Genomic DNA, 22002 nt, shown 5'->3' on the forward strand with positions numbered 1-22002 from the left:
GCCGGGCAACCGTGGACGACGCCACCCGTCGGCTCGCAGGGGACGAGCCGCCCTGACGCCGCGGTCAGGAGGCGCGGGTCGCCCCGACGCCGCGGTCAGGAGGCGCGGGTCGCCACCAGCGGGACGCGCAGCTCGAGCGCGTCGCTGCGCACCGTGGCGACCGCCAGCCGCACGAGTCGAGCCGTGCACCAGCAGAACAGGACCACGAGCAGGGCGTTGCGGGCGCCGAGGAGGAGCACGGCCACCGGGTTGAGCTCGATCAGCGATCGGTAGAGGATCGGGAAGACGAGCGTCGTGAGCCCCGAGGCCCAGGCGGTCAACACGGCCGGCGTCCGGAACGCCTCGGGGCGCGAGGCGTACCCGACGGCCACGATCGGCACGATCCAGAGCAGGTACTGCGGCGAGCCCACCTTGTTGAAGACGACGAAGGCGAGGGTGAGGGTCAGGGCGCCGAGCAGCACCGTGCCGAACTCGTCGCCGCGGGCTCGAGCCGAGACGACGGCCGCGACGTCGGTGGACGTTGCCGACCCGCGCCTCCTGGGTCCTCCCCACCGGGGCAGCCCGAAGCTGGCCACGGCCAGCACGCCGGCCAGGAGCACGAGGACCGCGAGCATGACCTGGGTGCTCTCGTTGATCATCCAGGTGTCGCCCGGGCCCATCACCTCGCGCGTGGCGAGGGCGACGTTCTGGTAGACCGAGGCGCCGGGGACGCGCAACATGGCCATCCAGAGCCAGGGCGTCGAGAGCGTCGCCTCGAGTTGCAGGGCCCGCCCCGACTGCATCGTCACGAAGCTCGTGATGTCGTCGGCGCCCCGGCCGAGCAACACGCACGACACGACGACCATGGTGACGAGCACGCCCCCGCGCAGCACGACCGCCCGGTGACGTGACCCGACCACGACCGCCGCGATGACGGCGGCGGGCCAGACCTTGATCCAGGTCGCCGCGGCGAGCAGCAGCCCGGCCACCCGCGGACGCGTCGACAGCAGCATCAGGGCGGCGACGACCAACGGCGCACTGAACCCCTCGAGCCGCAGGAACGCGACGGGGCTGAGAACGAGCGTCACGAGCAGCCACCACCAGGCGGCCCGGTTGTCGACCGTGCGTCGGCCGCGGTCGGTCACCAGCCAGAGCGCGACGGCGTTGAGGGCGGTCAGCAGCGCCAGCCAGACGAACTGGTAGTGCTGTTCGCCGAAGACGTTCGGCAGCACGATCGGCACGACGGCCCCGGCCGGGTAGACCCACGAGAAATCGAGGACGGGCCAGACCCCGTCGCTCAGGGCCCCCGTCGCCCAGAGGCGGTAGAGCGGCAGGTCGCCGGTGACCCCGCCGCCGATCATCAGCGGCGTGAGAGCGAGGAACACGGCGGCGTGCACGGCGACGAAGCCGTACAGCAGGCCGCGCGGATGGGCCTGGACGCGCGACCAGGTGCGGCGCAGTCGCGTGGGGAGGGGCGCAGGCGCGACGGCGCTCGAGGTGGTCACGCCTCGAATGTAAGGCCGCACCCTTGCCGTTGTCTTTCCGGTAGGTGAATCCATCGGAAGATCCCTCTCGAGGCGGAGGTCCGACCGGTGTACGGTGCCGTCCATGGACCGACGACGTTCCGCAGACGGAGGCGAGGTCACTCCGCCGACCGACGACAGGCACGCACCTCCCGACCTCGGCAGCGTCGACGACGACCTGGCCGTCGACCGGGGGCGCCCGATCGGCTTCTGGCTGAGGCTCGTGGACGGGCTGATCGACCGGCGTTTCGAGGAGGTCCTCGACGAGCACGGGGTGACGCGCCGTCAATGGCAACTGCTGAACCTGCTCGAACGCGGCCCGGCGACCCGCGCCGCCCTCGACGGGGCCGTCGCGCCCTTCCTCGACCCGGCCACGGGCGAGTCCAGCTCGGACCACCTGGCCGAGCTGGTCGAGAGCGGCTGGGTGGACCTCACGACCGACGGGATCGGTGACGGCCGCTACGCCCTGACCGAGCGCGGGGGCCTCGCGCACCGCAAGCTCGTCGACGTCGTCGAGGGCATCCGCGACGCGACGGTCCAGGGGGCCGAACCGGGCGCCTACGCGACCACCGTGCGGTTCCTCCGCACGGCGGCGCTCAACCTCGGCTGGCGTCCCTGAGCGTCCGGCCCGCCCGACCCGGCGGGCCGAGGGGCGACGAGCGCAGGAGGCGCGGCGTCAGCCCCGCAGGAACACCCACCAGATCATCAGCATCGTCACGACGAACCCGCTGACGAAGTTGAGCGCCAAGAAGCGCCGCCACCCGCGATTGACCTCTTCGGCCCGGTCGTCGGTCACGTTCCACCACGGGGCGCAGCTGATCGCGTAGGGCAGGGTCAGCAGGGCCGCCAGCGGGCCCGGCCATTCGGTGAGGGTCAGCAGCACGCCGGCCAGCAGGTAGGCCACCACCGAGAGGCGCACCGTCGCGCGGGCCCCGATCTCGGTCGCGATCGACGAGATGCCGCCCTCGCGGTCGGCCAGCACGTCCTGCACGGCACCGAACGCGTGACTCGCGACGCCCCAGAGGAAGAACGCGCCCAGCAGCGCCCACAGCTGGGGCGTGAAGGTCGCCCCGGCCAGCACGAGACCGTAGACGGCGGGGCTCACGAAGTGCGTGCTCGAGGTGATCGAGTCGACGAAGGGGCGCTCCTTGAAGCGCAGGCCGGGAGCCGAGTAGGCGATCACGGCGAAGACGCTGACGGCCAGCACGAACCAGCTCAGCGGGTCGCCCACCGCGACGAGGAACACGAGGAACGGGACGTTCGTGATGACCGCGGCGCGCAGCGTCGTGCGGTGCAGGCTGCGGTCGAGCAGCGCGCCCTCGACGCCGCCCTTGCGCGGGTTGTGCAGGTCGCTCTCGTAGTCGAAGACGTCGTTGATGCCGTACATCGCGAGGTTGTAGGGGATCAGGAAATAGAGGGCGCCGACGATCAGCACGAGCCAGTCCACCGGGCCGAGCGCGTTCTCGGCTGCGGAGAAGATGACGGCCTCCGTGCCGTCGGGCGTCACGTCGACCCGGGACAGCGGCTGGTACGAGCCGAGGTACCCGGTCGTCGTCGGCGCGAGCAGCGACGTCAGCACGTACGCCGCCGCGAACGGGAACGCCGTGTTGATCCAGCTCAGGGGCCGGGACGAGACGAACAGGGCCTTGAGCGTGTTCACGAGCGCGCCTCCTTCACGGGCGTCGACCCGCCGGCCGCCGGCGCAGCGGGCGCCCGGGGCGTCTTCGGTCCGCCGAGGAGCACCCACACCGACGGCAACAGGACGAGCGCCGCGATCGAGTAGGCGAAGTCCTCGAGCGGGGCGATGCCGACGAACACGCCGCTGATGCGGGCGGCGTCGTAGCCGACCAGCCCGATGCCGATCATGACGTTGTCGAACACGGCGGTCATCACGAGCAGCACCCCGGTCGCGAGACCCGCCCCCAGCAGCCGTTCGCGCCGCCGCCGCGACGTCTCGGCCGGGGACGAGGAGGCGCGCGCGGCCCGGGCACGCACCCCTGCGGCCACCAGCGCCAACACCCCGAGGACGGCGACGATCGACAGGAACACCGCGTTGACGGCCCAGTAGGTCACGACGGCACGCCGTCCACCGGGCGACCGGCGCGGCTCGCGTCACGCCGGTCGAGCACGACCGCCGCCGCCATCCGGGCTCCGGCCAGCAGGTTCATCGTCAGGTAGCAGAGCAGCGCGAGGAAGAAGACCTCTTCGAGGGGCAGCTCGGTCGCCACCAGGACGCCGGTCATGAACGGGGTCTCGCCGCGGAAGAAGATGCCGAGGTCGATGCCGACGACGTCCCAGATGAGGAAGAACACGACGCCGACCAGCAGCGTCACCGCCGCCCGGGGGACGTCGCGCCAGAAGAACAGATGGAACCTGCGGTCGAGCATCACCATGCCGAACAACGAGACGAGCAACGCCGCGAGGTACAGGAACCCCATCAGCCGGCGGCGGACTCGGACGGCGTCGACCGGGCCGCCGACGGCTCGGGGAGCGGCTCGGTGCTCGTGTCGCCGCGCAGGTTCTTCAGCAGCACCTCGGCGCTGATCAGGCACATCGGCAGGCCGATGCCCGGGCGGACCGAACCGCCGGCGTAGAACAGCGAGTCGACGCGGGTCGAGACGTTGCCGGTGCGGAACAGGGCGCTCTGGGCGAGCGTGTGTGCGGGCCCGAGCATGCTGCCGCTCCAGGCGTTGACGTCGTCGACGAAGTCGCGCGGACCACGGGTGCGCCGCACGACGACGCGGTCGGCGAGGTCGGGCACGTGCGCCCACTCGGCGATCTGGGCGATGACGCCGTCGGCGAGGCGCTCGATCATCGGGTCGCCGTCACCGTCGACGTCGCCCGAGCCCAGCGCCGGGTCGGCGGGCAGCGGCACGAGGACGAAGAGGTTCGTGTGACCGGCCGGGGCCGTCGACGGATCGACCGTGCTCGGTTTGCAGACGTACAGCGACGGCGGGTCGGGGATGCGCTTGTCGGCACCGAAGATGCGCTCGAAGTTCTCGTGCCAGTCGCGGGCGAAGAGCAGCGTGTGGTGCTCGAGCTCGGGGATCTCGCCCTCGACGCCCAGGTAGAGCAGCAGGGCGCTCGGCCCGGGGTTCTTCGTCGCCCAGTACGACGAATCGTAGGTGCGCAGCTCGCGCGGCAGCAACTGCGTCTCGGTGTGGTGCAGGTCGGCCGCGCTGACCACGAGGTCGGCGTCGACGCGGTGCGTCGCGCCCTCGGCGTCGGTCCAGTCGACCCCTGTCGCCTCGGCGGTCGCCTTCGAGCCACGCGGCAGGGCCGCGCCCTCGGCCCCGAGCGGCTGCGTGACGATCCGCGTGACGGCCGCGCCGGTCACGACGGTCACCCCGGCCTCGACGGCCACGTCGCGGATCGCCTCGATCACCGAGATCAGGCCGCCCTGCGGGTACAGCACGCCGTCGTCGAGGTCGAGCGTGCTCATCAGGTGGTACATGCTCGGGGTGTCGAACGGCGACGAGCCGAGGAAGACCGCGGGGTACCCCAGGATCTGACGGAGGCGCGGGTCGGTCACCGTGCGGGACGCGTACGAGTCGAGGCTCGTCAGAAGCAGCCGCGCCAGCTTGGGCAGGCGCACCAGCACGTCGCCGCGCAGCAGAGGCGTGAGGCTGCCGAAGCTCGTGTAGAGGAACCGTCGTTTGGCGATGTCGTAGGTGTCGCGGGCCGAGCGCAGGTACCGGCGCATGCGCTCGCCGCTGCCGGGTTCGACGCGGTCGAAGAGCTCGACGTTCTCCTCGAGACCGCGCGGCACGTCGATCGGGGCGCTGGCCGCGGGGTCGTCGGGCGTCGGCTCGAACAGCACCCGGTAGCCCGGGTCGAGCTCGACGAGGTCGAGGCGCTCGGCCGCCGACGTGCCCATCAGGCGGAAGAAGTGGTCGAAGACCTCGGGCATGAGGTACCAGCTCGGGCCGAGGTCGAAGCGGAAGCCCTCGTGGCTCCACGACCCGGCGCGGCCACCGACCTCGTCGTTCTTCTCGAGCAGCGTGACCTCGTGTCCCTCGCGGGCGAGCAGCGCGGCCGAGGCCAGGCCGCTGATGCCGCCGCCGATCACGACGACGCGGCGACCGTGGCGGGTGACGCTGAGGCCGTGCGACTCGTCGGGCGCACCGGTGCCGGCGCCCGTGGCCCCGCGGTCGACCGTGTCGCGGCTCATGCGCGGGCCTCGGGCAGACGCGTGACGCGGCCGGCCGCGGCCCCCGCGGCGATGCGGACCTTGACCGGGTTCGGCACGCGCACGCGCGCCCTGACGAGCGAGGAGGCGGGGGTCGCCTCGAGACGCCGGTTCAGCTCGGCGAACAGGCCGTGGGCCAGCGCCACCGCCCGACGCGAGGTCGTCGGCAGCACGGGGATGATCTCGCCGCTCACGCGGAGGTCGTCGTCGATGTCTCGCACCAGTCTCGTCTTCGTCTGCTCGTCGAACGTGGTCACGTCGACCCCGGGGAAGTAGCTGCGGCCGAGCTGCTCGAAGTCGGCCGCGAGGTCACGCAGGAAGTTCACCTTCTGGAAGGCGGCGCCCAGGCGGCGGGCCCCCTCTTCGAGCTCGGCGACCGTGCTCGGCGGGAAGGGATGCCCCTGCAGGAACGCCTTGAGGCACATCAGGCCGACGACCTCGGCCGAGCCGTACACGTACGCGTCGAACGAGGCCTGGTCGTGCTCGCGGGCGCTGAGGTCGGCCCGCATCGAGGCGAAGAAGGGTGCCGTCAACTCGGCACCGAAACCGGTGGCGCGGGCGGTGCGGGCGAAGGCGTGCACGACCAGGTTCGGGCTGAAGCCCTCGACCAGGGCCCGCTCGGTCTCGGCCTCGAAGCCGTCGAGCAACCGGCCCGCCGCCTCGGCGCCCAGTCCGGCCTCGGTCGCGGGGCCGTCGACGATCTCGTCCGCGACGCGGACGAGCGCGTACACGTTCTCGACGTGCTGCCGCACCTCGCCGCCCAGCAGGCGCGAGGCCAGGCCGAAGGACGTCGAGTAACGGCGGATCACGCCGCCCGCGGTCGCGTCGGCCACGGAGTCGTACAGCGACAGGCCCGTCATCGCACCCTCTCGAGGACGTCCTGGACGACCGGCGTCAGCGCCTCACGCAACGACTCGGGCACCTCGGGACGGTCGAGCACGTCCAGCGCGCGGCGGGCGTGCTGCTCGACGAGCCCCTCGGCGAAGGCGCGGGCGCCGCAGACCTCGAGGCGACCGCGGACGTGCTCGGCCTCGGCCTCGCTGAGGTCGGCCTTGCCGATGAACGGCTGGATCGTGAACCACTCGTCGGTGGTCGCCGCGTGGGCGACGAGCACCGTGCGCTTGCCCTCGCGCAGGTCGCCGCGTGTGGTCTTGCCGGTGGCCTCTTCGGTGCCGAAGACCCCGAGCAGGTCGTCGACCACCTGGTACGCGACCCCGACCTCGCGGCCGAAGTCGCCGACCGCCGTGACGACGGCTTCGCCCGCCCCGGCCAGGACCGCGCCCGCCTGCAGCGGCGCCTCGAACGAGTAGACGGCCGTCTTTGCGCGTTCCATCTCGAGGATCTCGTCGACGGTCGGCAGGTCGGCGGAGAGCGAGAACTCGACGTCGACCATCTCGCCACCCGCGCTGACGAAGATCGCCTCGTCGAGCAGGTCGAGCAGCCGCGTGCGGACGTGGTCGGCGCAGCCGATGCCCAGCAGCATGCGGCTGGCACCGGTCAGGGCGAGGTCGCCGGCGATGACGGCGGCCGACATGCCCCGGTGCTCGGCCGCGGGGGTCGGGATGCCGGCCGTCGTCGCGGTGTCGCGGTAGCTGCCCGAGACGTTGGGGATGCCGCGTCGCGAGAAGTCACGGTCGATCACGTCGTCGTGGACGATCAGGGCCGTGTGGAGCAGTTCGAAGGCCGCGCCGACGCGGGCCACGGCCTCGTCGTCGGCACCCCCGAGGGCGTCGTAGACCGTGAAGACCATGCGGGGCCGGAAGCGCTTGCCCCCGGCGCTGTTGCGCTCGAGCACCGACCACAGGTCGACGTAACGCCAGCCCACGGACTCGGCCCGGCGTTTGGCCAACGCGAAGAAGTCGTCGAGGACGGCGTCGACACGATCGTGTCTCGCCCGCGTGCCTGCGTGCAGGTGATCACCGTCCACCAGGGCAGACTACCTCTCATGACCCGTGAGATCTCGACGCATCCCCAGCCGACGTCCGGTGACCGCCCGGGCGCGCACGACGAGCTCGTGGTGCTGCTCGACGACGAGGGCACGCCCATCGGCACGACCGCGAAGGCGACCGTCCACACCGCCACGACGCCGTTGCACCTGGCCTTCAGCTGCCACGTCACCGACGACCTCGGCCGCGTCCTCGTCACCCGTCGCGCCCTGTCGAAGAAGACCTGGCCCGGCGTCTGGACCAATTCGTTCTGCGGCCACCCCGCCCCCGGCGAGACGCCGGCCGAGGCGCTGATGCGCCGCGCCCACCAAGAGCTCGGCATGGAGGTCCGCGACGTCGAGGTGATCCTGCCCGAGTTCCGGTACCTCGCCACCGACGCCTCGGGCGTGGTCGAGAACGAGATCTGCCCGGTCTTCACGGCCCGCGCCGTGGGCCTGCCCGACCCCTCGCCCGACGAGGTCGCCGAATGGGCCTGGGTCGAGCCCGCCGAGCTGCGCGACGCCGTCGCGGCCGCGCCGTTCGCCTTCTCGCCCTGGTTGGGCTGGCAGCTGGCCGCCTGGCCCGCCTGAGAGTGCCGGACCTTCGAAGCTAGCCCTCGCCGGGGGGTCTGACAAGCCCCTCGCGAGCGCCGTCGACCACTCGTATCGTGGCGGTCGAGGCACCGGATGCGACGTCCGGCCCGTGACGGGAGGCGACCGTGGATTCCAGTTACACGAGGGACGCGACGGCGTCCCCACTCGCGATCCACCCCTACCCCAAGCACCCGTCCCGGTCGGCCGGCGGCCGCGACCACCCCTCGCCGGCCCGGGAGGCGCGGGCCGCGTCCGACGACGCACGTCCCGTCCGCTACGAGGACTTCTTCGAGGACGACGAAGGCGCGAGCCGGTCCGCCTGACCCGGCCCGCGCCTCCTGCGCTCGTCGTGCTCGTCGCCGACTAGCGGGGACGCAGCGCGTACGCCGCGGGGCAGTCGAACGGGTCGCGGGCCGAGAGGCCGACGCGGTTGAGGTACCGGATGACGATCGCGTACGACTTGCCGATCGTGGTCTCGGTGTAGGGGATGCCGTGTTCGGCGCAGTGCGCCTTGACCAGGGCGCTGGCCGCACGCAGGTTCGGACGCGCCATGCTCGGGAAGAGGTGGTGCTCGATCTGGTAGTTCAGCCCGCCCATGAACGCGGTCGAGTGCCGACCCGTGATGTTGCGCGAGGTGAGGACCTGCTTGCTGAGGAAGTCGACCTTGGCCCCCTCGGGGATGATCGGCATGCCCTTGTGGTTCGGGGCGAACGACGACCCCATGTAGAGACCGAAGACGGCCATCTGCACGCCGACGAAGGCGAAGGCCATGCCGACCGGCAGGAACCAGAAGACGACGCCGAAGTAGGCGACCAGCCGCACGGCGATCAGCGTGATCTCGAGCGCCCGGCCCTCGATCTTGTCGCGACCGAGCAGCGTGCGGAACGACGTCACGTGCAAGTTGACGCCCTCGCCGAGCAGCAGCGGGAAGAAGAAGTAGCCCTGGCGGCGGGTGATGAAGCCGAGCACGCCGCGCTGCTTCGCCGCGTCCTCTTCGAGGAACGAGATCGTGTCGAACGCGATGTCGGGGTCTTTGCCCTTGGTGTTCGGGTTGGCGTGGTGGCGACTGTGCTTGGTCATCCACCACGCGTAGCTGATGCCGACGACACCGGCGGCCAGCACGCGACCGACCTTGTCGTTGCGCGTGCCCGACTCGAACACCTGGCGGTGCGCGGCCTCGTGCGTGAGGAAGGCGAACTGCGTGAGGATGATGCCCAGGGCACCGGCGATCAGCAACTGGAACCAGCTCGAGCCCAGCAGGACGAAGCCGGTGGCCGCGCCGCCGAGGCAGGCGACGAGCACCACGAAGACCGTCACGTAGAAGCCGGTGCGACGCTGCAGCAGGCCTGCCTCACGAACGGACTTGAGCAGGCTCGAGTAGGTGCTGGTCGGCTTGCCGACCTGGCCGGCGACGGTGGGGCGGAACCCTGCGGGTGCCGCACCCGCCGGCGCGTGGACGATGCGCGGCTGCGTGGTTCGGGTGGTCGTGGGGACGGTGGCGGTCATCGGGCTCCCGCGGCTGGGCGACTTCCCAGCCGGGTGGATGGGCCGGAGGCGGCCCGCAGATGCTGCGAACGTAACGGCGCGGGCTGGGAAGGTGTCGAGAGATCGCCGACCGTGACACGTTTGCGTCTCGCCATATGTCACACGTAATCTATCGTAGGTGACAGCCGGTTTCGTCGAGCGACTCAGCGGGGTGGTGCACGACCTCGAGCAGGTGCCGTACCGGACGGGCGAACGCGACGCCCGCCAGGGCTACGGGCTCCGGGACTGCGCCCTCAGGGCCGCCGCGTCGGACGCACCGGCGCACGAGATCGAGATCTCGGGGCTCGAGGTGCTCGTCGAGATCTGGCCCGACGCCAAGGACGGCCACGGCTCGTGGATCACGGGCGGCACCGTCGTCGGCGCCGGGCCGCGGCCCGCGTCGGTCGTGACGGGCTACGTCGACCTGCTCTTCATGAGCACCGAGGGCGTCCGGCGCACGTACTACCGACTGCTCACCGTCGACGATCCCGACCCCGACGTCGCGACGGTCCGCCTGATCGAGTGCGTCAAAGAGGTCGGACGCGACTGGCGGTCCACCTGGGCCGACACGACGACCGCCTACACCCGGGTCAGTCGACTGCCGGCCGGCGTGCTGATCGCGACCGGGCTCGACACGACCGACGCGCTGGCCTCCACCCGACGCGCGATGGACGGCGTGCTCACCGGGTTGTCGCTCGAGTCCGAGGGGGTGCTCCGCGTGACGCCCTCCGGCATGGCGCGTCAGCTCACGACGCTCAAGGGCCGCGGCTGGCCGCTGACCTTCGGCACCGCCCGCCGCCTGGCGTTCAGGAGCGCGCGGTAAACTCGGCGGGTCCCCCACCCGTGAAAGAGGTCTCGTGACGCCTGCGCACCACGACTCCGGCGCGACCGACCCCGTGGCGTCGTCCGACCCCTCGGACCGGGGCGTCGACCCGTCGCTCTCCGCGTACTGGCCCGTCCCCGTGCTGCGTGCCGTCCCCGCCCTCGCGGCCGCCGCGGCCATCACCTTCACCCCCGACCACTCACCTCAGGTCGGCCTGCTCGCCTTCGGCTCGGCGGCGGTCGTCGGCGGCGTCGTGCTCGCCGTGGGGTCGGCCCTGCGCCTGTCCGACCGCTCGAGCCGCACCATCGCCGTGCTGCAGGGCGTCGTCGGGGCCGTGATCGGGGCCCTCTGCCTCGTCTTCTCGCACGGGCAGCTGCCCGTGCTGGTCGCCTTCGTCACGGCCTGGGCCGTGCTGACGGGCGTCCTCGAACTGCTCACCGGCCTGCGCCGTCGTCGTCGTTCGCCGCTCGCCCGTGATTGGACGACCGTCGGCGTGCTGACCCTGGCACTGGCCCTGGTCTTCCTCGTCGTCCCGCCGGACTACAGCCAGCAGCTCGGCGGCATCGAGCAGATCGAGGGCGAACTGACGTCCTCGACCGTGCTCGTCGGCATCCTGGGCGCCTACGGCGCCCTGGTCGGCGTGTTCCTCGTGATCGCCGGCCTCTCGCTCAAATGGCAGACCGGGCACCCGGCCGCTGCCGACACCCCCGACGACAAGGCACGAACGTCATGACCCACCCCACCTGGCGCGACCGGTTCCGCCCCGCCGAGTTCCTCGGACTGTCGGGGGTCTTCGCCGCCTTCGTCGGCCTCGTCGTCCTCATGACGACGCGCGACCTGCAACTCGCGCTGATCTTCCTCTGCATCGGCTTCATCGTCGCGCTCGTCACCATCGCCATGCTCGCCCTCGCGGCCAAGCCCAACGACGACGAGCGACACGAGATCGACGACGCCGACAAGCCGCGCGGCCACTGACGCACGCCTGACCCCCGGTCGTGGCCTGCGGGCCGGGGCACGCTGGTGCGTGGGTCGTCCCGGCGGGCCGACCCGCGCCTCCCGGGCTCAGGCCAGGTGGTCGACCAGCTGCGACGCGATGCCCGTGTAGGTCGCCGGGGTCAGGGCCACGAGGCGCTGCTTCGCCTCGTCGGACACGTCGAGGCCCTCGACGAACGCGACCAGTTCGGCCTGCCCGACGCGCTTGCCACGGGTCAGCTCTTTGAGCATCGCGTACGGGTCGTCGATCGACGATCGTCCGGCGACGACCTCGGCGCGGATCACGGTCTGGATCGCCTCGCCGAGGACCTCCCAATTGGAGTCGAGGTCGGACTCGAGCGTCACGGTGCCGACGGCGATCTCGCCGAGGCCGCGACGCAGGTTGTCGAGCGCGAGCATCGAGTGGCCGAAGGCGACCCCGATGTTGCGCTGGGCCGACGAGTCCGTGAGGTCGCGCTGCTGGCGGCTGGTGACCAGGGTCGAGGCCAGCGAGTCGAAGAGCGCCGACGAGATCTCGAGGTTCGCCTCGGCGTTCTCGAAGCGGATCGGGTTGATCTTGTGCGGCATGGTCGACGACCCGGTCGCCCCCGCCTGCGGGATCTGCGTGAAGTAGCCCATCGAGATGTACGACCACACGTCGGTGGCGAGGTTGTGCAGCACGCGGTTGGCGTGGGCGACGCGCGAGTAGAGCTCGGCCTGCCAGTCGTGCGACTCGATCTGCGTCGTCAGCGGGTTGAAGGTCAGCCCCAGGGCGTCCTCGACGAAGGCGCGGGCCGTCGCGGGCCAGTCCAGCCCGGGGTCGGCCACGACGTGGGCCGAGAACGTGCCGGTCGCCCCGCTGAACTTGCCGAGGAACTCGGTGCCGACGATCTGCGAGCGCAGGCGCTGGAGGCGGTGCGCGAAGACGGCGAACTCCTTTCCGACCGTGGTCGGCGTCGCCGGCTGCCCGTGGGTGTGCGCGAGCATCGGCACGTCGCGGGCATCGGTCGCCCAGGTGGTGAGGGCGGCGAGCACGGCGTCGAAGGCCGGCAGCCAGACGTCGAACAGGGCCGCCTTGACGGTGACGGCGTACGAGAGGTTGTTGATGTCCTCGCTGGTGCAGGCGAAGTGGGTGAGTTCGGCGATCCCGTCGAGCCCGAGCTCGGCCAGACGGGCCCGGACGAAGTACTCGACCGCCTTGACGTCGTGTCGGGTCGTCGCCTCGAGGCCGGCGAGCTCGTCGATCGCGGCCTGGCCGAAGTCGGTGACGACGGCCCGCAGGGCCCGCTTCTGCTCGTCGTCGAGCGGGGTCGAGCCGAACGCGCCGCGGTCGGTCTGGGCGATCAGCCACTCGACCTCGACGTGCACGCGTGCCCGGTTGAGCCCCGCCTCGCTGAGGTGGTCCCCCAGCGTGCCGACCGACGAACGGTAACGGCCGTCGAGCGGGCTGAGGGGCTGAGGAGGCAACGTCATGACTGTCCCTTGCGGAGTGCGGGTTCGATCTGGCGGAAGAGGGCCGAACAGGCGCGCTCGACCATGTCGAGCACCTCGTCGAAGAGTCCTGCGTCGGAGTAGTACGGGTCGGGGACGTCGAGACCGCCGCCCGCCGGCGCCGCGTCGGGAGCGAAGGTGAGCAGCAGCTGCACCTTCGAGCGGTCGGCGTCGTCGCCTGCCCAGGCCCGGAGGATGCGTTCTTGGCCGCGATCGAACGCCACCACGAGGTCGTAGCGCGCGAAGTCGTCGGCCTCGAACTGCTTCGCCCGGTGCCGCGAACCATCGTAGCCGCGGCGCTCGAGGGCCTGGACGGTGCGGGGATCGGCCCCTTCGCCGACGTGCCAGTCGCCGGTGCCCGCGCTGGTGACCTCGACCCGGTCACCGAGGCCGGCGTCGTCGGCGAGCGCGCGCAGCACGGTCTCGGCCATGGGCGAACGGCAGATGTTGCCGGTGCAGACGAAGCAGATGCGGAACCGGTTCACCGCTGACGGTCACCCCGCCCGACCACGGGGCGGACGACGACGCCGATGGCCCAGGCGAAGACGGCGAGCACGACGGCACCGATCACACCCCACCAGAAGCCGTCGATCGTCAGCCCGAAGCCGAACAGGCCCGAGATCCACGCCACGATCAGCAGCAGCAGGCCGTTCACGACCAGGGCGATCAAGCCGAGCGTCAGGATGTACAGGGGGAACGCCACGACCCGGATCGCCGTGCCGACGACACCGTTCACGACGCCGAAGACCAGGGCGAGCAGCAGGAAGGTCACGATCGTCTCGAGCGTGCCCCCGGCGCCGTAGGGCGTCACCGTCACCCCCGACACGAGCAGCGTGGTGAGCCAGAGGGCCACCGCGTTGATGAGCAGCCTCACGACGAATCGGGTCATGCCCCCATCATGCCGACCTCTCGTCCACACGCGGTAGTGCCCGATCGGATTCCCCGAGGAGGCGCGGTGCCCTGACGCGACGCAGGCCCCGCCCCATAGGCTGGCCGCGTGACCACTCCCGTCCGACTCCGTCCCGAGATCGCCGCCCTGCCGCCCTACCGCCAGGGCAAGCAGGCGTCCCCCGACGCCTTCAAGCTGTCGTCGAACGAGAACCCGTTCGAGCCCCTCCCCTCGGTCGTCGAGGCCGTCCGCGGCGCCGTCTCGCTCAACCGCTACCCCGACGCCTCGGCGACGGCCCTGCGGACGGCCCTCGCCACGCGCTTCGGCGTCACCGTCGACGAGGTGCACGTCGGCGCGGGCTCGGTCTCCTTGCTGGCCCAGTTCGTGCTCGCCGCCGCCTCGGTCGGCGACGAGGTCGTCTACGCCTGGCGCTCGTTCGAGGCCTACCCGGGCCTCGTCACGGTGGCCGGCGCGACGAGCGTCCAGGTGCCGCTGCGGGCCGACGGGGGCCACGACCTCGAGGCCATGGCCGCGGCCGTCACCGACCGCACCCGGGTCGTCATCGTCTGCTCCCCCAACAACCCGACGGGCACCACGGTGTCGACGAGCGAGTTCGAGTCGTTCATGGCCGCGGTGCCCGACGACGTGCTCGTGCTGCTCGACGAGGCGTACGCCGAGTTCGTCACCGACAGCACGGCCGTCGACGGCGAGACCCTCACCGAGCTGCACCCGAACCTCGTCCTGCTGCGCACCTTCTCGAAGGCGTACGGGCTGGCCGCACTCCGCGTCGGGTACGCGATCGGCGCCTCCTACCTGCTCGACGCCGCGCGGGCCACGGCCATCCCCCTCGCCGTCACCGAGCAGGGCGCGGCCGCCGCCCTCGCCTCGCTCGACCACGCCGACGAACTGCTCGGCCGGGTCGACCGCATCGTCCTGCTGCGCGACCAGGTGCGACGTGCCCTGATCGACCAGGGGTGGACGGTCCCCGAGGCCCAGGGCAACTTCGTCTGGCTCGCGACGGGCGAGCACACGGCCGCCGCGGCCCAGGTGTTCGCCGACCACGGGGTCGTCGTCCGGCCGTTCGCGGGCGAGGGCGTCCGCGTCACGATCGGCGAACCGTCGTCGGTCGACAAGCTGCTGCACGCCGCCCAGCAGATCGTCGACCTCACATCCCGGTGACGGCATATGCCGCGGAATAGATTGGACGCCATGTCTTCCTCCGAAGCGACCGACGCGCCGCCGCCCGTCCAGCTCCTGTCGCCGTCGGGCGAGGCGGTCGAGTCGGCTGCGGCCGACGAGTTCCGCCCCTACGTCGACGCCCTCGGCGACGACGGACTCCGCGCCCTCCACCGCGACATGGTGCTGACCCGTCGGTTCGACCGCGAGGCCGCGGCCCTGGCCCGCCAGGGTCAGCTCGCCCTGTGGGTGCCGAGCCACGGCCAAGAGGGCGCCCAGGTCGGCCTGGCCCACGCCACCCGCCCACAGGACCACCTGTTCCCGTCCTACCGCGAGCACGCCGTCGCCCTGTCCCGCGGCATCGACCCGGTCGACATCCTGCGCCTGCTGCGTGGGCACACGCACGGCGGCTGGAACCCCGCCGAGCACCAGAACTTCCACATCTACACGCTGGTGATCGGCTCGCAGACGCTGCACGCGACGGGTTTCGCCATGGGGCTCGGCCTCGACGGCAAGAGCGGCACGGGCGATCCCGAGGTCGACCAGGCCGTCGTGACGTTCTTCGGCGACGGCGCGACCAGCCAGGGCGACGTCAGCGAGGCCCTGGTGTTCGCCGCGAGCTTCCAGACCCCCGAGCTGTTCTTCCTGCAGAACAACCAGTGGGCGATCAGCGTGCCGGTCGCACGTCAGTCGCGCACGCCCCTCGTCGCCCGAGCCGGCGGCTTCGGCATCCCCGGCACGCAGGTCGACGGCAACGACGTGCTCGCGAGCTACGCCGTCAGCCGCCGCGACCTCGAGGCCGCCCGCGGCGGCGGCGGGCCGCGCTTCATCGAGGCGCTCACCTACCGCGTCGGCGCACACACCTCGTCCGACGACCCCACCAAGTACCGCACCGACGACGAGCTGCAGTCGTGGATCGCCCGTGACCCGATCACGCGGTTCGAGGCCTTCCTGCGGAACCGAGGCGAGGGCGACGCGTTCTTCGCCGACCTCGAGACCGAGGGCGACGACCTCGGAGCCGACGTCCGACGGCGCACGGTCTCGCTGCCGAACCCCGACCGCGGCCTCATCTTCGACCACGTGTACTCCGAGCCGCACCCGCTGATGACCGAACAGAAGCAGTGGCTGGCGACCTACGAGCAGAGCTTCGGCGGCGCGGGCGAGACCGCGACCACCGACGAGGGGGCAGCATGACCGACACCGTCGAGAACCCGACCGGCACGGTCGAGCCGACCCGCGCCTCCGTGCAGACCATGCCGCTCGGCAAGGCGATCAACGCCGGACTCCGCAAGGCCATGGCCGACGACCCCCGCGTGCTCCTGATGGGAGAAGACATCGGCACGCTCGGTGGCGTCTTCCGCGTGACCGAGGGGCTGCAGGCCGAGTTCGGCGAGAAGCGCGTCATCGACACCCCGCTCGCCGAGTCGGGCATCGTGGGCACCGCGATCGGACTCGCCATGGGCGGCTTCCGCCCGGTCTGCGAGATCCAGTTCGACGGCTTCATCTACCCTGGCTTCGACCAGATCACGTCGCAGCTCGCCAAGATGACGAACCGTCACGAGGGTGCGGTCACGATGCCGGTCGTGATCCGGGTGCCGTACGGCGGACACATCGGCGCGGTCGAGCACCACCAGGAGAGCCCCGAGGCGTACTTCGCCCACACGGCGGGCCTGCGCGTCGTCAGCCCGAGCACACCGCACGACGCCTACTGGATGATCCAAGAGGCCATCGCGTCGAACGACCCCGTCATGTTCTTCGAGCCCAAGAGCCGCTACTGGCCCAAGGGCGAGGTCGACCTGGGCGACCCGCAGGCGCCGTTGCACGCGAGCCGCGTCGTCCGGACGGGCGCCGAGGTGACCCTGCTGGGGCACGGCGCGATGGTCAGCGTGCTGCTCCAGGCGGCCGAGATCGCGGCGGCCGAGGGCGTCTCGGCCGAGGTCGTCGACCTGCGGTCGCTCTCACCGGTCGACTACGGGCCCATCCTCGAGTCGGTCCGCAAGACCGGGCGCCTCGTCGTGGCACAGGAGGCCCCCGGTTTCGTCTCGGTCGGCTCCGAGATCGCCGCCACCGTCGCCGAGAAGGCCTTCTACTCGCTCGAGGCGCCCGTGCTGCGCGTCAGCGGCTTCGACGCTCCCTTCCCTCCTGCCAAGCTCGAGACGCAGTACCTGCCCGACGCCGACCGCGTGCTCGAGGCGGTCGACCGGGCCCTGGCCTACTAGGAGTCACGACATGACCAGCGAATTCACCCTGCCCGACGTCGGCGAGGGCCTGACCGAGGCCGAGATCGTCGAGTGGAAGGTCGCCCCCGGCGACAGCGTCGAGATCAACCAGGTGCTCGTCGAGATCGAGACCGCGAAGTCGCTCGTCGAGTTGCCGTCGCCCTACGCCGGCGTGGTCGAGAGCATCCTCGTCGAACCGGGCACCACGGTCGACGTCGGCACCCCGATCATCCGGGTCGGCGACTCGTCGGCACCCGCGACCCCGTCGGGTCGTGCTGCCGCGTCCGAGTCGCTCGAGTCGGGCGGGCTCGCGCGCACGGCGCAGGTCGTGTCGCAGAACGAAGAGGCACTCTCGGCGCAGCGTGCCCGTCAGGCCGAACCCGCAGCCCCCACCGCCCCGGCGCCGGCACAGGGCTCGGCCCCTGCTGCCCCGGCCCGCTCGGCCGACGCGGTCAGCGCCGACGGCGACACCGGCTCGGTGGCGCACGCACCCGAGGCCGCACCCGAGGCCGCTGCCGACTCCGGTTCGGGCGCCGTGCTCGTGGGCTACGGCGCCGCGGGCGGTCACGGCGCGACCCGCCGCCGTCGTCCGTCGCAGACCGAGGTCGACGCCCGGCAGCTGCGCGTCGCCGAGCAGGCCCGGCGGCGCCCCACCACGTCGGTGCCCGCCGCCCAGGCCCTGCCGATCATCGCCAAGCCGCCGATCCGCAAGCTGGCCAAAGACCTCGAGGTCGACCTCGCCGTCGTCCAGCCGACCGGCCTGGCCGGCGAGGTCACGCGCGACGACGTCATCCGTCACGCCCAGCAGGCCAGCGTCTTCCGCAACATCGAGACGCCCGAGTGGGGCGAGGAGCGCGTCGAGCGCATCCCGGTCAAGGGCGTCCGCAAAGCCATCGCCGCGGCCATGACGTCGTCGGCGTTCACCGCACCGCACGTCAGCCTGTTCGTCGACGTCGACGCCACCCGCACGATGGAGTTCGTCAAGCGACTGAAGGCGTCGCCGCAGTTCGCCGGCGTCAAGGTCTCGCCGCTGCTGATCATGGCCAAGGCGATCATCTGGGCCGTGCGTCGCAACCCGATGGTCAACTCGGCCTGGACCGACCGCGAGATCCTCGTGCGGCACTTCGTCAACCTCGGCATCGCCGCGGCCACCCCGCGTGGCCTGATCGTGCCGAACGTCAAAGAGGCCCAGTCGATGAGCCTGCTCGAGTTGGCCCAGGCCCTCGAGCAGCTGACGCTGACCGCGCGCGACGGCAAGACGACGCCGGCCGACATGAGGGACGGCACCATCACGATCACCAACATCGGCGTCTTCGGCATGGACACCGGCACGCCGATCCTCAACCCGGGCGAGGTCGCGATCGTGGCCCTCGGCACGATCAAGCCCAAGGCCTGGGTCGTCGACGGCGAGGTGCGCTCCCGCATGGTGACGACGATCGGGGCGAGCTTCGACCACCGCGTGGTCGACGGCGACGTCGCCAGCCGGTTCGTGGCCGACGTGGCGAGCGTCCTCGAAGAGCCGGCGCTCCTGCTCGACTGAGCCGCGCCTCCTCGTCCGCTCCTGTGAACCGCACCCCCCGCCGGGTCCTCGCCTGGCTGGGGACGGGCGGCGTGGACTAACGTCGAGTGCAGGACGACCGGTCATGACCAGATGGGACCACCCTCGGGCGCGACCGACGAGGGGCCCATGACCGACCACATCACCGACGGAGCCGTGCCGAAGCACGAGCAGTTGCGCTCCATCGTGCAGCGGCTCGCGGCCGGTTCGCAGCCCGGCTCGGCGATCGCGAGCGAGCGCCAGCTCATGCTCGAGTACGGCGTCAGCCGCATCACCGTGCGCGAGGCCGTGGGGCAGCTCGTGAACGAGGGCTGGTTGACCCGCGTGCGAGGCAAGGGCACCTTCGTGGCGCACCGCGTCGTGCAGTCGACGCTGCACCTCGCCTCGTTCACCGACGAGATGACCAAGCTCGGTCACGTGCCGAGCACGGTCGTGCTGGTGAAGGCCGAGACGACTCCCCCGCCCGAGACGGCCGCCGCGCTCGGGCTCGAGGCCGGCGCCTCGGCGTTCCACGTCAAGCGCCTGCGCCTGGCCGACGGCGTGCCGGTCAGCATCGACGACGGCTGGTACCCCGCCGACCGCCTGCCCGGGCTGCTCGACCACGACCTGAGCCGGTCGTTGTACCGCACGCTCGACGGCGACTACGCGACGCCGATCACGCGCGCGACGCAGACGGTCAGCGCCGAGGGGGCCGACGCCGACGTCGCGACCCTGCTTGGCACGCGAGAGGGTGCCCCGGTCATGTACTTCGACCGGATCTCGTTCGCGGGCGACGTCCCGCTCGAACACGCCAAGAGCTGGTACCGCTCGGACCGCTACCGCCTGAAGATGCAGGTCGAGTCGGGCACCACCCCGGTGTGACACCCGGCCACGGCCGCACGGCACCGCATCTCGTGCACCGCACCGCGTCCAGACCGGGTGTGGTGCACGACACGCGGCGCCCCGTCGGGCCGCGAGCATCGTGGTGCCGGCCTCAGAGGTCGAAGAGGGGCTCGCCCATGGCGACGGTCGTGCCGACGGCGTGCTGCGGGACGCTGTCGGGGGCGCTGTCGAGCACGACGACCGGGATGACGGCCGAGTAGCCCGCCGCGGCCACGACGGTCGGGTCGAACTGGACGACGAGGTCGCCCGCCGCGACGGTCGCGCCCTCGGCGACGGCGAGTTCGAAGCCCGTGCCGCCGAGCTTCACCGTGTCGATGCCGACGTGCACGAGCAGGCCCGTGCCCGACCCGCCCACGACGACGAACGCATGCGGGTGCAGCTTGACGATCTCGCCCGCGACGGGCGAGACGACGGCGACCAGGCCACCGGCAGGAGGCGCGCTCGGCTCGACCGCGACGCCCGCGCCCACGAGCTGCCCCGCGAACACGGCGTCGGGCACCTCGGCGAGCGCCGTCACCCGGCCGGCGACGGGCGAGACGACCGTGGTCACGGCAGCAGGTCGTTGATGTCTTCGGCGAGCGAGTCGGCGATCGTGCCGACGATCACCTGGACGCTGCCGCCCGCGTGGACGACGGCGGTGGCACCGGCCGCCTTCAGGGCGGCGTCGTCGACGAGCGAGATGTCCCGCACGTCGGTGCGGAGGCGCGTGATGCAGCCCTCGATCTCCTCGATGTTGTCGGCGCCGCCGAGTCCGTCGATCATGGCCTGTGCTTTCGACATGAGCTGTTCTCCTCCGTGGGTCGGTCGCTCGCGGTGACGAGGTGGTCGTCCTAGTTGACACCACCCGTCGGTCTGAGGAAACTACCACTCACTGGTCATGACCGGACAGGACCGGGCTGGCTCCGCGCTCGACGCGACCCGCGCCTCCCGAACCGCCTCCACCCGCACGACACCCACCCCCGCACCACGGCTGCTCACCGACGAGAGGACCACCTGATGACGACGACGACCGAGTCGGCCCCGACCAAGAAGAGGGGCTCGGCCGCCTTCGCGGTGCTGCAGCGCCTCGGGCGCAGCCTCATGCTGCCGATCGCCGTGCTGCCCGCCGCGGGCATCCTGCTGCGACTCGGGCAGGACGACCTGCTCGGGGCGATCCCGGGCTTCGAGACCGGTGCCTCGGTGATCGGGGCGGCCGGGCAGGCGGTCTTCACCTGGCTGCCGCTGATCTTCGCGGTCGGCATCGCGATCGGCTGGGCGAAGAAGTCGGACGGCTCGACGGCCCTGGCCGCGGTCGTCGGCTACATGGTCGTCGACGGCGTCTTCACGGCCATGTCCCCGGTCGTGCTCGCCGGTCGCGAGACCCCGACGGGCGACCCCGAGGTCATCAACTACGGCGTGCTGGCCGGCATCGTGATGGGCATCCTGTCGGCGATCATCTGGCAGCGGTTCCACCGGACGAAGCTGCCCGACTTCCTCGGGTTCTTCTCGGGCCGCCGCATGGTGCCGATCCTCACGGCCGTCACCGGCCTGGTCGTCGGCGTGGTCATGTCGTTCATCTACCCGTTGTTCAACAACGCCCTCACCGGCATCGGCCAGGCCGTGGCGTCGAACGACGTGGTCGGCAGCGGCGTCTACGGCGTCGCCAACCGCCTGTTGATCCCCACGGGCCTGCACCACATCCTCAACTCGGTCGTCTGGTTCCTCGTCGGCGACTACACCAACGCGAGCGGCGAGGTCGTGCGCGGCGACCTGAACCGCTTCTTCGCCGGCGACCCGAGCGCCGGGGTGTTCATGACCGGGTTCTTCCCGATCTTCATGTTCGCCCTGCCCGCGGCAGCCCTGGCCATCTGGCGCCACGCCCGCCCCGAGAAGAAGAAGCTGATCGGCGGCATCATGCTGTCGACCGCGCTGACCGCGTTCATCACGGGCATCACCGAGCCGCTCGAGTTCTCGTTCATGTTCGTCGCCTGGCCGCTGTACGTGATCCACGCGGTGCTGACCGGCACGTCGATGATGCTGGTCAACGCGCTCGACATCCACACCGGGTTCACCTTCTCGGCGGGCTTGATCGACTACGTGCTGAACTTCAACATCTCGCAGAACTCGATCTGGCTGATCCCGATCGGGCTCGGCTACGCGGTCGTCTACTACGTCCTGTTCAGCTTCGTCATCAAGAAGTGGAACCTCAAGACACCCGGTCGCGAGGATGACGACGCGGCCGGCGCCGAGTCCGTCGAGGCCGCCACGAAGGCCTAAGCC

Annotated in this window: 25 protein-coding genes; 12 read left to right on the forward strand and 13 right to left on the reverse strand. The window is 71.4% G+C overall.

From position 1 onward, the window contains the following. Window positions 1–95: 95 nt before the first annotated feature. Complete coding sequence (locus tag AC1MBW_RS05585; protein WP_480025752.1) at window positions 96–1484, reverse strand: glycosyltransferase 87 family protein; 1389 nt, start codon at window positions 1482–1484, stop codon at window positions 96–98. Window positions 1485–1587: 103 nt separating this feature from the next. Here AC1MBW_RS05585 and AC1MBW_RS05590 point away from each other — a divergent pair, with 103 nt between their 5' ends. Then, window positions 1588–2121, forward strand: a complete 534-nt coding sequence (locus AC1MBW_RS05590; RefSeq protein WP_480025753.1) for a MarR family winged helix-turn-helix transcriptional regulator — start codon at window positions 1588–1590, stop codon at window positions 2119–2121. A 57-nt stretch (window positions 2122–2178) separates the two neighbouring features. Here AC1MBW_RS05590 and AC1MBW_RS05595 read toward each other — a convergent pair whose 3' ends face one another. From AC1MBW_RS05595 to AC1MBW_RS05620, 6 genes are read right to left on the reverse strand one after another with little or no spacing between them, the layout of a single operon-like run. Continuing rightward, window positions 2179–3162: a prenyltransferase gene (locus AC1MBW_RS05595; RefSeq protein ID WP_480025754.1), complete on the reverse strand. Its 984-nt coding sequence runs from the start codon at window positions 3160–3162 to the stop codon at window positions 2179–2181. Further along, window positions 3159–3575 (reverse strand): lycopene cyclase domain-containing protein, encoded by a 417-nt coding sequence (locus AC1MBW_RS05600; protein WP_480025755.1) that lies wholly within the window; start codon window positions 3573–3575, stop codon window positions 3159–3161. The genes AC1MBW_RS05595 and AC1MBW_RS05600 overlap by 4 nt, the downstream gene beginning before the upstream one ends. Continuing rightward, window positions 3572–3940 (reverse strand): lycopene cyclase domain-containing protein, encoded by a 369-nt coding sequence (locus tag AC1MBW_RS05605; RefSeq protein WP_480025756.1) that lies wholly within the window; start codon window positions 3938–3940, stop codon window positions 3572–3574. The genes AC1MBW_RS05600 and AC1MBW_RS05605 overlap by 4 nt, the downstream gene beginning before the upstream one ends. Further along, window positions 3940–5673 carry a phytoene desaturase family protein gene (gene crtI / locus AC1MBW_RS05610; protein ID WP_480025757.1) on the reverse strand — a complete coding sequence of 578 codons (1734 nt, stop codon included), beginning with the start codon at window positions 5671–5673 and terminating at the stop codon, window positions 3940–3942. The genes AC1MBW_RS05605 and crtI overlap by 1 nt, the downstream gene beginning before the upstream one ends. Then, window positions 5670–6551, reverse strand: a complete 882-nt coding sequence (locus AC1MBW_RS05615; protein ID WP_480025758.1) for a phytoene/squalene synthase family protein — start codon at window positions 6549–6551, stop codon at window positions 5670–5672. The genes crtI and AC1MBW_RS05615 overlap by 4 nt, the downstream gene beginning before the upstream one ends. Then, window positions 6548–7618: a polyprenyl synthetase family protein gene (locus AC1MBW_RS05620; RefSeq protein WP_082383296.1), complete on the reverse strand. Its 1071-nt coding sequence runs from the start codon at window positions 7616–7618 to the stop codon at window positions 6548–6550. Before AC1MBW_RS05620 ends, AC1MBW_RS05615 begins: the two co-directional genes overlap by 4 nt. An 18-nt stretch (window positions 7619–7636) precedes the next feature. Here AC1MBW_RS05620 and idi point away from each other — a divergent pair, with 18 nt between their 5' ends. Further along, window positions 7637–8206, forward strand: a complete 570-nt coding sequence (gene idi / locus AC1MBW_RS05625) for an isopentenyl-diphosphate Delta-isomerase (protein WP_043594089.1) — start codon at window positions 7637–7639, stop codon at window positions 8204–8206. A 128-nt stretch (window positions 8207–8334) separates the two neighbouring features. Continuing rightward, window positions 8335–8532, forward strand: coding sequence for a hypothetical protein (locus AC1MBW_RS05630; RefSeq protein WP_480025759.1), 198 nt, complete (start codon window positions 8335–8337; stop codon window positions 8530–8532). A gap of 40 nt (window positions 8533–8572) precedes the next feature. On the opposite strand, the gene AC1MBW_RS05635 is transcribed toward AC1MBW_RS05630, so the two are convergent. Further along, window positions 8573–9715 carry a fatty acid desaturase family protein gene (locus AC1MBW_RS05635; protein WP_054145896.1) on the reverse strand — a complete coding sequence of 381 codons (1143 nt, stop codon included), beginning with the start codon at window positions 9713–9715 and terminating at the stop codon, window positions 8573–8575. 157 nt (window positions 9716–9872) lie between these two features. Here AC1MBW_RS05635 and AC1MBW_RS05640 point away from each other — a divergent pair, with 157 nt between their 5' ends. Genes AC1MBW_RS05640 through AC1MBW_RS05650 form a run of 3 tightly spaced genes read left to right on the forward strand, consistent with a single transcriptional unit; the run spans window position 9873 to window position 11531 of the window. After that, on the forward strand, window positions 9873–10556 hold the full coding sequence (locus tag AC1MBW_RS05640; protein WP_152970210.1) for a hypothetical protein: 684 nt from the start codon (window positions 9873–9875) through the stop codon (window positions 10554–10556). 34 nt (window positions 10557–10590) lie between these two features. Further along, a complete protein-coding gene (locus tag AC1MBW_RS05645) occupies window positions 10591–11289 on the forward strand; it encodes a DUF308 domain-containing protein (RefSeq protein ID WP_480025760.1) in 699 nt (232 codons plus the stop codon). Continuing rightward, window positions 11286–11531: a hypothetical protein gene (locus AC1MBW_RS05650; RefSeq protein WP_043594098.1), complete on the forward strand. Its 246-nt coding sequence runs from the start codon at window positions 11286–11288 to the stop codon at window positions 11529–11531. The genes AC1MBW_RS05645 and AC1MBW_RS05650 overlap by 4 nt, the downstream gene beginning before the upstream one ends. Window positions 11532–11618: 87 nt before the next feature. Here the strand turns inward: AC1MBW_RS05650 and purB are convergent, their stop codons facing one another. Genes purB through AC1MBW_RS05665 form a run of 3 tightly spaced genes read right to left on the reverse strand, consistent with a single transcriptional unit; the run spans window position 11619 to window position 13908 of the window. After that, window positions 11619–13001 (reverse strand): adenylosuccinate lyase, encoded by a 1383-nt coding sequence (gene purB / locus AC1MBW_RS05655; RefSeq protein ID WP_054145893.1) that lies wholly within the window; start codon window positions 12999–13001, stop codon window positions 11619–11621. Beyond that, window positions 12998–13504: a low molecular weight protein-tyrosine-phosphatase gene (locus AC1MBW_RS05660; protein ID WP_255349752.1), complete on the reverse strand. Its 507-nt coding sequence runs from the start codon at window positions 13502–13504 to the stop codon at window positions 12998–13000. The genes purB and AC1MBW_RS05660 overlap by 4 nt, the downstream gene beginning before the upstream one ends. Then, window positions 13501–13908 carry a phage holin family protein gene (locus tag AC1MBW_RS05665; RefSeq protein WP_054145892.1) on the reverse strand — a complete coding sequence of 136 codons (408 nt, stop codon included), beginning with the start codon at window positions 13906–13908 and terminating at the stop codon, window positions 13501–13503. Before AC1MBW_RS05665 ends, AC1MBW_RS05660 begins: the two co-directional genes overlap by 4 nt. Window positions 13909–14016: 108 nt before the next feature. Here AC1MBW_RS05665 and AC1MBW_RS05670 point away from each other — a divergent pair, with 108 nt between their 5' ends. The 5 genes from AC1MBW_RS05670 (at window position 14017) to AC1MBW_RS05690 (ending at window position 19722) form a co-directional block, all read left to right on the forward strand. Next, on the forward strand, window positions 14017–15087 hold the full coding sequence (locus AC1MBW_RS05670; RefSeq protein WP_071255582.1) for a histidinol-phosphate transaminase: 1071 nt from the start codon (window positions 14017–14019) through the stop codon (window positions 15085–15087). A 30-nt stretch (window positions 15088–15117) separates the two neighbouring features. Further along, a complete protein-coding gene (locus AC1MBW_RS05675) occupies window positions 15118–16278 on the forward strand; it encodes a thiamine pyrophosphate-dependent dehydrogenase E1 component subunit alpha (RefSeq protein ID WP_054145890.1) in 1161 nt (386 codons plus the stop codon). Continuing rightward, entirely contained in the window at window positions 16275–17303 is a 1029-nt protein-coding gene (locus tag AC1MBW_RS05680) for an alpha-ketoacid dehydrogenase subunit beta (RefSeq protein WP_480025761.1), read from the forward strand. Before AC1MBW_RS05675 ends, AC1MBW_RS05680 begins: the two co-directional genes overlap by 4 nt. Window positions 17304–17313: 10 nt before the next feature. Next, window positions 17314–18843: a dihydrolipoamide acetyltransferase family protein gene (locus AC1MBW_RS05685; RefSeq protein ID WP_480025762.1), complete on the forward strand. Its 1530-nt coding sequence runs from the start codon at window positions 17314–17316 to the stop codon at window positions 18841–18843. A 147-nt stretch (window positions 18844–18990) separates the two neighbouring features. Next, a complete protein-coding gene (locus AC1MBW_RS05690) occupies window positions 18991–19722 on the forward strand; it encodes a GntR family transcriptional regulator (protein WP_054145910.1) in 732 nt (243 codons plus the stop codon). 112 nt (window positions 19723–19834) lie between these two features. On the opposite strand, the gene AC1MBW_RS05695 is transcribed toward AC1MBW_RS05690, so the two are convergent. Both AC1MBW_RS05695 and AC1MBW_RS05700 read right to left on the reverse strand, forming a co-directional pair. Further along, the gene (locus AC1MBW_RS05695; RefSeq protein ID WP_480025763.1) at window positions 19835–20293 is read right to left on the reverse strand and encodes a PTS sugar transporter subunit IIA; all 459 of its coding nucleotides are present in this window, start codon (window positions 20291–20293) and stop codon (window positions 19835–19837) included. Further along, window positions 20290–20523 (reverse strand): PTS sugar transporter subunit IIB, encoded by a 234-nt coding sequence (locus AC1MBW_RS05700; protein ID WP_054145886.1) that lies wholly within the window; start codon window positions 20521–20523, stop codon window positions 20290–20292. The genes AC1MBW_RS05695 and AC1MBW_RS05700 overlap by 4 nt, the downstream gene beginning before the upstream one ends. A 216-nt stretch (window positions 20524–20739) precedes the next feature. On the opposite strand from AC1MBW_RS05700, the gene AC1MBW_RS05705 reads away from it, so the two are divergent. Next, a complete protein-coding gene (locus AC1MBW_RS05705; protein ID WP_054145885.1) occupies window positions 20740–21999 on the forward strand; it encodes a PTS transporter subunit EIIC in 1260 nt (419 codons plus the stop codon). The last annotated feature ends 3 nt before the right edge of the window (window positions 22000–22002 follow it).

The sequence above is a fragment of the Frigoribacterium sp. AP1 genome, from assembly GCF_056680555.1.